The sequence below is a fragment of the Pseudomonas emilianonis genome (assembly GCF_023072625.1).
Classification (GTDB): domain Bacteria; phylum Pseudomonadota; class Gammaproteobacteria; order Pseudomonadales; family Pseudomonadaceae; genus Aquipseudomonas; species Aquipseudomonas paraveronii.
The window spans coordinates 1-8,939 of record NZ_JAKNRV010000216.1; the positions used below are offsets into that span (position 1 = coordinate 1).

5 protein-coding genes and 4 pseudogenes are annotated in these 8,939 nt (G+C 61.3%); 1 reads left to right on the forward strand and 8 read right to left on the reverse strand.

Going from position 1 to position 8,939, the window contains the following annotated elements; genetic code table 11:
• From L9Z73_RS19645 to msbA, 5 genes and pseudogenes are all read right to left on the reverse strand, one after another.
• Positions 1–269: pseudogene (locus L9Z73_RS19645) on the reverse strand (efflux transporter outer membrane subunit); the annotation flags it as partial.
• A gap of 105 nt (positions 270–374) precedes the next feature.
• Positions 375–998: a TetR/AcrR family transcriptional regulator gene (locus L9Z73_RS19650; RefSeq protein ID WP_247404343.1), complete on the reverse strand. Its 624-nt coding sequence runs from the start codon at positions 996–998 to the stop codon at positions 375–377.
• Between the two features lie 64 nt (positions 999–1,062).
• Positions 1,063–2,193: pseudogene (locus L9Z73_RS19655) on the reverse strand (mechanosensitive ion channel family protein); the annotation flags it as partial.
• Positions 2,191–2,409 (reverse strand): annotated as a pseudogene (locus L9Z73_RS19660) (PfkB family carbohydrate kinase); the annotation flags it as partial. The pseudogenes L9Z73_RS19660 and L9Z73_RS19655, both read right to left, overlap by 3 nt.
• A 127-nt stretch (positions 2,410–2,536) precedes the next feature.
• A complete protein-coding gene (msbA, locus tag L9Z73_RS19665) occupies positions 2,537–4,342 on the reverse strand; it encodes a lipid A export permease/ATP-binding protein MsbA (protein WP_247404346.1) in 1,806 nt (601 codons plus the stop codon).
• A gap of 159 nt (positions 4,343–4,501) precedes the next feature.
• Here msbA and L9Z73_RS19670 point away from each other — a divergent pair, with 159 nt between their 5' ends.
• Positions 4,502–6,370 carry an O-antigen ligase family protein gene (locus L9Z73_RS19670; RefSeq protein WP_247404349.1) on the forward strand — a complete coding sequence of 623 codons (1,869 nt, stop codon included), beginning with the start codon at positions 4,502–4,504 and terminating at the stop codon, positions 6,368–6,370.
• A gap of 54 nt (positions 6,371–6,424) precedes the next feature.
• Here L9Z73_RS19670 and L9Z73_RS19675 read toward each other — a convergent pair whose 3' ends face one another.
• The 3 genes and pseudogenes from L9Z73_RS19675 to L9Z73_RS19685 form a co-directional block, all read right to left on the reverse strand.
• The gene (locus L9Z73_RS19675) at positions 6,425–7,306 is read right to left on the reverse strand and encodes a glycosyltransferase (RefSeq protein ID WP_247404352.1); all 882 of its coding nucleotides are present in this window, start codon (positions 7,304–7,306) and stop codon (positions 6,425–6,427) included.
• Complete coding sequence (locus L9Z73_RS19680) at positions 7,303–8,451, reverse strand: glycosyltransferase family 4 protein (protein WP_247404355.1); 1,149 nt, start codon at positions 8,449–8,451, stop codon at positions 7,303–7,305. The genes L9Z73_RS19675 and L9Z73_RS19680 overlap by 4 nt, the downstream gene beginning before the upstream one ends.
• An 85-nt stretch (positions 8,452–8,536) precedes the next feature.
• A pseudogene (locus tag L9Z73_RS19685) lies at positions 8,537–8,939 on the reverse strand (PIG-L family deacetylase); the annotation flags it as partial.

Sequence of the window (8,939 nt, forward strand, 5' to 3'; positions counted from 1 at the left end):
AAGGTGGGGCTCTGGGCGAGGGCCTCTGCAACCAGGCGGTCGAGTTGCGTGTCGTTGAAGCGGGTCCACCAGCTTTCGGTTGGCCAGGCCGCCGGCGAGAGTGTGATCCCGCTGTGGGCCAGGGTTTCACCGGCATCCCCGGCAGGTAGCAGGCGGGCCTGGGGCTTCAAGTCATGGTAGGAACATCCCGCCAGCAGGATCGACAGTACGATAGCTGATGTCCTGACGGCGACCGAGTGTCGGGACGCCGGGATTTTTCGATTGTTCATCAACGGTGTTCTCTGGCGTGTAACCCATGCGGGGGGTAGGGCAGCGATAGCTCAATAAAAACTGTCAGTGTCGTTATGCGCAAAAAAAACGCCCGGGCCCGCTGGCTAGCGGACTCTCAGGCCTTTGACGAGGACCGCGACGCAATGGTCGATGTCATCGAGGTTCTCCAGGTTCGCGGTAATCAGGTGCAGCCAGGACATGCCGGTCAGCATGGCGACGGCCATCTCCACCGCAGGGCCGTCGACGATTTCCCCGGAGGCGACGGCTCGGGCGAAGATCTTGCGGAGCGTGCGCTCGCGGCGCGGCAGGAACTCATCGCGAAACTCGGCAATGGCTTTGGAATCCAGCTGGATCTCGATGAAGAAACTGCGCAGGGTTTCCCCGGCACTGGATGAGCGCCACCAGTTCCACAGCGAGCGCAAATGCACGACCAGATCCTGTTCGAGGTTGCCGGTATCGGGGGAGGTTACGAACGTTAGCGCGGCACGCTCGTAGACATCGCGCAACAACGCGCCTTTGCTGCGCCACCAGCGGTAGATGGTCGGCTTGCTGGAGCCGGCGCGTTCGACCAGCGCGTCCATGGTGAACGCCCGATACCCTTGCTCTTCAAGGATGGCCGCCGCCGCTTCGAGGATCGCCTCGGTGCTTTGCGGGCTGCGCACTGCACCAATCGACGAGCGGCTGCGGGGTTTGGCGGGCCCGGAGGGGCTGGTTTTTTTCGCGGTCATGGGCGGCAGTGGCGCTTGGGATCGAGGCTGAATGTTGCGCGGATCTTATAGACACTGCCAGTGTTTATACAAGGCTTTTTTCCGTCGCTGCTTTTTCCGCCGCCTCATTGATCAGCACCATACTCTGCGGCGAAGACAGCGCCACGCCGAGCTCGCGCAGGCGCCCGAGGACGGTGAACAGCAGGTCGCTGCGGGCTGTCCCCACCGAGCGCGGGCTGTTGACGTAACCGCTGACGCTGATGACCAATCCGTTAGCGGTCAGGTCCTTGAACGTCACCGAAGGCTCCGGCGTATCCAGTACGGCTTCGTGTTCGGTGAACGCGCTCAACAGCAGCTCGCGGATCTGCAGCACATCCGTTTCCAGCGGCAGGGTCAGCGTAATGCCGACGACGCCCAGCGCATTGCCCATGGTCACGTTGCGCACGTTCTGGGTGATGAACTGCGAGTTGGGCACGATCACCGTTGAACGATCGGACATCTGGATTTCCGTGGCGCGCACGTTGATGCGGCGGATATCGCCTTCGACACCCGCGAGGCTGACCCAATCCCCGACCTTGACCGGGCGTTCGGTGAGCAGGATCAGGCCCGAGATGAAGTTCTGCACGATCGCCTGCAGGCCGAAACCGATGCCCACCGACAGGGCGCTGACCACCCAGGTCAAGTTGGTCAGGCTGATATTCAGCGTGGACATCACCACCACGGCGACCAGCACGAAGCCGATGTAACCCACCAGGGTCACCAGCGAGGCGCGCATGCCGGCGTCCATGTTGGTTTCCGGCAGCAGCCGTTCGCCGAGCCAGTCTTTGAGCACGCGCACGCCGAACAGGCCGATCACGAGCAGGGCAAGGGCCAGCAGAATATCGCCGGGGGCGATGGTCAGGTTGCCCAGCGGCTTGCTGCCCAGGTCGAGTTGCGTCAGGCCCGCCAGCAGCTCGCCTGGGCTGGAGCCGGAGGGCAGGAACGCCAACAGGACCGCAGTGAACATCAACAGGGTGCGGCCCACGCCCGCGAGTAGCGTGCTGGCCTGTGCCTGGTGGCGCTCGGACAGGCCCAGGGCCGAACCGAGCGCCAGGCCGCCAGGGTGTTTAGGCGAGAGCAGGGTCTCGCAGAAATCGCCGAAGCAGGCGATCAGCAGATAAGCCGTCGCCGCGACCACGCTCATCCACAGGAGTTTGACGGTGAGGAAGTAAGCGGTCACGCCCACCAGGGAGGCTGGGGCGCCGAGGGCGGCAATATTGAGGGCAACGTTGGCAGCGCCACCTGGACGGTCTTCGATTTGCTCGACCTTGACTACCGGTACCGGCGCCTCAGGGGAAATCCGTGAGGTTCCGCCATGCCAGTAACGGTCGAGCATGACATCGCCGACCACCAAGACAGGGGCTTGATCGAATCGCGGCATGGACAACTTCATGGAGCAACCCACATACAAAATGAACAGGGGCGCGATATTAGCACAGGGTTACAGGAGGCTTGTGGGGGTGTGACAGAAGATGTTGCAGGAACGTGGGTGAGGCGGATTGCCCGCCTCACCCACGGTGTCAGGTGATATCCGCCGACACCGGTGCATCCAGCCCCATGGCATGCAGGCGGGCGTAATAGCCGTTCTGTGCGAGCAATTGGCTGTGAGTGCCACGCTCGACAATACGACCGTCGTCCATCACCAGGATCAGGTCAGCCTTCTCGATGGTGGACAGGCGGTGCGCAATCACCAGGGTCGTGCGGCCTTGCATGACCTTGTCCAGCGCCGCCTGAATATGGCGCTCGGACTCGGTATCGAGGGCCGAGGTGGCCTCGTCGAGGATCAGCAGCGGCGCATTCTTGAGCAGGGCGCGGGCAATTGCCAGGCGCTGGCGTTGACCGCCGGACAGCAGCACGCCGTTTTCGCCGACCTGGGTGTCGAAACCTTTAGGCAACTGGTCGATGAAGTCCTTGGCGTTGGCATCCATCGCGGCAGCTTCGACGTCGGCCCGTGGTGCGCCAGCCAAATCGCCGTAGGCGATGTTGTTGGTCACGGTGTCGCTGAACAGGGTCACGTGCTGGGTCACCTGGGCGATGTGCTTGCGCAGGTTGAGCAGTTTGTAGTCTTCGATCTCGACACCATCGAGCAGGATTTCACCGCTTTCATGGTGGTAGAAACGCGGGATCAGGCTGGCCAGGGTCGACTTGCCGCTGCCCGAGCGCCCCACCAGAGCGATCATATGCCCAGGCTCGGCGGTAAAGCTGATGTCCTTGAGCACATGGCGTTCGGTGCCGGGGTAGGTGAAGTTGAGGTTACGCACTTCCAGGCGGCCGCTGACCTTGTCGCGCTCGATTGTGCCGTTGTCGACTTCAGGTTCTTCGTCCAGTTGCTCGAAAATGCTTTCGGCGCCCGCCACACCCTTCTGGATGGTCGAGCTGACTTCCGACAGTTGGCGGATCGGCTTGGGCAGCAGACCGGCCAAGGTGATGTAGGCCACCATGTCGCCAGCCGATGCATCGCCGCGCAGGTAAAGCACCAGGAACATCAGCACCGCCATCGCGGTGTAGATCACCAGTTGCAACGCCGGGGTGTAGATCGCCCCGGTGCGGGTCATGCGCAGTTGCTTGTTGGTGTTGCCCAGGCTGGCCTTGAGGAAGCGTTTTTCCTCGTAGACCTCGCCGCCGAAGCTGCGCACTACGCGGTAGCCCTGGATGGTTTCGGAGGCCACATGGGTCACGTCGCCCATGGCCACCTGGATCTTCTTGCTCTGTTTGCGAAACTTCTTGCTGGCCGTGCTGACCATCACCGCAATCAACGGCAGGATGGCGATCATCACCAGCGTCAGGCGCCAGTTCATGAACAGCAGCGAAGCGAACAGGAAGAGCACTGTCATGCCTTCGCGAATCACCACCTTGATCGCATCGGTCGCCGCCCCCGTGACCATGGTCACGTTGAAGGTGATGCGGGAAATCAGGTGCCCGGAGTTGTGATTGTCGAAGTAGCGATTGGGCAACGTCAGCAGGTTGTTGAACAACTGCACCCGCAGGTCGTGGACCAGGCCCAGGGAAACCTTGGCCAGCAGGTAATTACCAAGAAACGACCCCAGGCCCTGCCAGGCGGCAATCAGGATGATCAGCAGCGGCACGGCCTGCAGCAATTGCAGGTCCCGCAGGAGCGGCACACTGGGGAACAGCACGGCTTGCGGGTTCGAAAGGCCGTCGACAAAGTACTTGAGGATGTAACCCAGCATCGGCTGGGTCGACGCGAAAATCAGAAATCCGACGATACTCAGCGCGAACAAGCCCGCGTAGGGCCTGACGTAGCTGAGCAGGCGGAAGTATATTTTCAAGCTCGAAGGGCTTGCGCTCGGACTGGAGTCGGTCATATCACGCGGCGTTTTGAAAAAGGAGGCTGACTTTAGCACAGCTTCTCTGTTGTACTTGCACCCGCTATGACCCACGGGCCGGTTGAATCCAACCGGCGACATTATATAGCCACTACTCTAAGATGGTCGGCTTTCCCTTTCTGAAATGGCTTTTACCGTATGCAGTGCAAGCGCCTTACCTATGGTTCAAATCGCGTCTTCGACTTCCTGGTCCTATGGATTTTGCCCATCGGCTTGTTGCTCTTGCTGAGTTCGCTGTTCTTCGTCACCAATCGCAATGTGCTGCACAAGCTCTACTACGCCCTGTTCAGCGCGCCGACCTTGTTGCTGTTGTGCCTGCGCCCCAGGGAATGCAGGGAATTGCTGCGTGAGCCGCTGGCCATCGCCTTCCTGGCCTTCTCCGCCTGGGCCATGGCCAGCCTGCTTTGGAGCCCGGAGCTTCATCCCGACATCTACCTGTTCAAGCAACCGCTACACACCTTCATGCTGTTTGGCGGCTGCGGGCTGTTGCTGCATTACCGCAACGAACTGTTCAAGCCGATTTTCTTCAGTGCGGCGATGATTGCGCTGGTGGTGTGCCTGTGCAACCTGGTGGCTTTCGCCAAAGGGTTAGAGCCAGGCGTGGAAGCGCGCATGATCGGCGGCCGCGGTGCTCTCGACAATCCGCTGCTCAGCTCCCACGTGTTCGGTTTTTTTGCCGTCTACTGGTTGTATGTCTGCATGACCAGCCAGCGCTTGCCGGTGTTATGGTTCAGCGTACCGGCCCTGGCCATCATGACCGCCGCGGTCCTGGCCACCGGTTCCCGCACGCCGCTGGTGGCGCTGACCCTGGCTGTCCTGTGGATGAGTTTTGTCAGCCGTAACCGCCGCTCAGCCTTGATGATCGCTGGCCTCGTCCTGAGCGCCGCCGCGCTCTTGCTGCTTTACCCTGAACTGATCACCAACCGTGGCAGCTCGTTCCGCTTCGAACTGTGGAGCATGACGCTGCAGCGCATCGCCGACCATCCGTGGATCGGCCACAGCTACGACTCCGAGCTGTACCTGACCCTGGCTCAGGTCGACGGCTACCAACTGCGCGAACCCCACAGTTTTGCCCTGGGCGTCCTTTATTACGTCGGCATCATCGGCTTCATCCCTTGGGCCTTCATGCTCGGCTGGGGCCTGTACAAAAGCCTCAAAGAACGGGCACAACCGCTGTTCATCCTCGCCTCATCCCTGCTGGCCTACGGCATCGGCGCCGGCCTGACCGAGGGCGGCGGCATCCTGTCGCGGCCCAAGGAGCACTGGTTCCTGCTGTGGATTCCTTTGGCGATCATCGCCGGCCTGAGCATCGCCCAGCGGCGCCACAGCCTGCTGCGCATGCCGGTGCAAACCCTCAAGGCCGAGGCCTTCGATCAACTGTGCCACAACGCCCATGTGATTGAAGCCGACGGCCTGGGCCCGAAAGTCCTGCGCCTGGAAGACGGCAGTTTCCTCAAGGTCTTCCGCGCACGCCACTGGTATACCTCGGGCAGCTTCAACCCTTACTCCGAGCGGTTTGCCAGCAACGCCGAACAATTACGCAGCCTGGGTATTCCCACGCCGCAGATTCTCGGCGTGTATGGTCTGCGCGACGCCAGCAGCGCCGTCACCTACTCGCCACTGCCCGGCTTGACCCTGCGCCAAGCCCTGCAAAGCCTGGACAGTGGCCTGCGCGAATCGCTGATCGAACGTTTCGGCCAATTCATGGCCCAGCTTCATGAGCGTGGCGTGTACTTCCGTTCGCTGCACCTGGGCAACGTGCTGCTGATGGATGACGGCGAGTTCGCACTGATCGATATCGCCGACCTGCGCATCTTCCCGTCGGCGCTACGCAACGCCTTGCGCAAGCGCAACCTGCGCCATATGCAACGCTACCCGCAGGACCGCAACTGGCTGTTCGAAACGCACTTCGAGCAACTGGTCAAGGGTTACGCCAGCGTTGCCAGTCCGCAAGCCACGGCAAAAATCCGTGAGCAAGTACAGGGCCTGGCTCGCCCGGTCGCCTGATAAAAAAGGCGACTATCACCGCTGATAGTCGCCTTTTTTCACCGCCCCGCCGCCTCAGCTTCTGAGGGGCGCCAGGTACAACCGCACCAACCCACGCAGGGTCTTGCGCCCCCAAAACTTCAACGGGATCTGCTTGAGGATCTCCCGCGCCAGCGGCCGGTCGCGGTCGGCGGTCTTGAGGAACATCGAGTTCAGGAAGTTGTAGCGCACCGCGTCATACGACGGGTGTTCGCTGAACAATCCATACGTCTTGAGGATGTTTTGAATCATGTAGCGGTGGTTTTTGTAGGTGTTGGTGGCGTGCTGGCGATAGCGCGCCATGACCACGTTCAACACGTCGATGGTGTAACCGGCGTGGGTGATCTTCAGCTCGATCAGCAAATCTTCCAGGGGAATCAGCGGATCGAAGCCCCCCACCTGCTCCAGCGCATCGCGGCGGATCAACAGGGTCGGCGCCGGCGGGAACGGTTTGCGGTCGAGGAACAGGTCATCGAAGTCCAGGCTGCGAAACGGCAGATCCCGGCGCTGTTTCTTGTCGGGATAGGGCTGACCATCGCCATCGATCAACTCGATGTTGCCGGCGCAGATGCCGACCTTGGGTTTGCCTTCCATATAGGCGACCTGGGTCGCAATGCGCTCGGGCAACATGATGTCGTCGGAACCGAACGGCGCAATCAGCGTGCCTTTGGCCCGGGCAATCGCGCCGTTGAGCGTATTGGTCAGCCCCTGGTTCTGCTGGACCTGGAAGTCAAAGCCATGCTCGGCCTGCAAACGCCGGATGCGCTCGACGCTGTCATCCTTGGAGCCATCGTCGACCACCAACAGTTCGATGTTGGCGTAGGTCTGCCCCAGCACGCTGAGGATGCTCTGTTCGATGTACGGGCCATGGTTGTAGGACGCAATGATCACCGAAACCAGGGGTTGCGACTGATTCATGCTCTACCTACTTCACGCAAACCGGTTTCAATCAGGGTCAGGTACTTGTGCTTGAACTCGTCCAGGGTGTGGTTGGCTACCAGATAACGGAACACCTCCTCGCCCTTGGCACGCAATTGCTCATCGCTCAGCGCCAGGTAAGTATCCAGCGCTGCGGCCAGTTGCTCGACGTTGCCCGGATCGTGGGACAGGCCGCCCGCACCCTGCACCAGCGGCAGCATCGCCGGGCCGTTGGAGGCAATCACCGGCAAATGCCCACTCATGCCTTCCAGCAGCGCCAGGCCCAGGCCTTCGAACAGCGACGGCATGGTCCAGATATCGAAACCGCGCACGTACTTCATGCCGTCTTCACGAAAGCCCAACAGGTGCGCGCGGCCGGTCAGGCCCAGGCGCTCGATGTCGGCACGCAGGTCGGCTTCGGCACGGCCGGAACCGATGATCCCCACCTGGGCTTGCGGGTATTTGTCCTTGAGCGTGGCAAACGCTTGCAGCAAATGCGTGTGGCCTTTGATCGGCACCAGCCGACCCAGGGCGCCGATCATCCGCGCGTCCAGCGGCAGGCCCAAGGCCTTGCGCGCTTCATCGCGAGGCAACTGCAAGGCTTCTGCCTGCGGGATGTCGATGGCGTTGGTGACATAGGTGGTGTTTTCACGGGTGAACCCGCAATTGAGCGCCACCAGGTACTCCTGCACCGCCTCCGACACGCCGACGAAACGCCACGCCGGACTCACCCAGCGCTGGGTCTGACGCCGACGGTAGCCACGGGCGTACTCACCAAATCCATGGGAGATGCCAATGCACAGCGGAATCTTCAACCAGCGGTTGAGGGACAGCATCATGTTCACCGACTTGAAGCGGTTACAGATGACCACATCGAACTTCTGCTCGCGGCAATACTTGTAGATCTGCCACATGGCGCCAAAGCGGATGCCTTTGAGGGACTTCTCCGGCAGTTCGAAATAGTGGGAGTGCTCGGCCACGCTCAGCGGCTGACCCGGTAACGGGCGGCCACTGAGAAACCCCGATGTCACCTCGAAGCGTTCAACCGGCAACGATTTGACGATCTGCTCACCCAGGTCGGCGAAATCATTGGTCTTGACGTTGTAGTCCGGCTGTAACTGCAAAACCTTGAAACGAGGCTTCATAACTCTCCATGCAGCGATCTGGCAGCGGGCACGCAGCCCGGCAAAATGGTGCGGCAAACGGATGCGGTCTGCCGTAAATAAGGTTTCAGTCCTGCTTCAGGACCCACAGCAACTCATGACGACGTACAGCCTTGCGGAAGAATTCGTTCTCTCCGTAAGGCGATGGGCTACGCCCGGCCAGCACCTGTTGCAACCAGCGGCGCACGCGACGCTTGAACGGCGCGCGCGGTTGCAGGTCGTGCATCATGCCCAGGGCCATGGCCTTGTCCTGCTGCTGGTCCAAGGCGAGCGTGAAGCTGCAAGGAACCAGTTCGTCCGCTGAATCGAAACGCGGCGGCAGGGCCACGCCGGCACCCGAGTCGCCCATGGGCCAGCGGTCGTTATCATGCAAGTGATTGGCGTAGCCAAGCAATGTGTCGGGCTGCCACGCCAGGCCGTCCAGGGCTTCCAGCATCGCCGCGTGCGCGCAGATATGGTCGGCGTGCGGG

Coding starts and splice junctions, on each gene's coding strand:
- L9Z73_RS19650 (WP_247404343.1), bottom strand. CDS start 998: ATGACCGCGAAAAAAACCAGCCCCTCCGGGCCCGCCAAACCCCGCAGC.
- msbA (WP_247404346.1), bottom strand. CDS start 4,342: ATGACCGACTCCAGTCCGAGCGCAAGCCCTTCGAGCTTGAAAATATAC.
- L9Z73_RS19670 (WP_247404349.1), top strand. CDS start 4,502: ATGCAGTGCAAGCGCCTTACCTATGGTTCAAATCGCGTCTTCGACTTC.
- L9Z73_RS19675 (WP_247404352.1), bottom strand. CDS start 7,306: ATGAATCAGTCGCAACCCCTGGTTTCGGTGATCATTGCGTCCTACAAC.
- L9Z73_RS19680 (WP_247404355.1), bottom strand. CDS start 8,451: ATGAAGCCTCGTTTCAAGGTTTTGCAGTTACAGCCGGACTACAACGTC.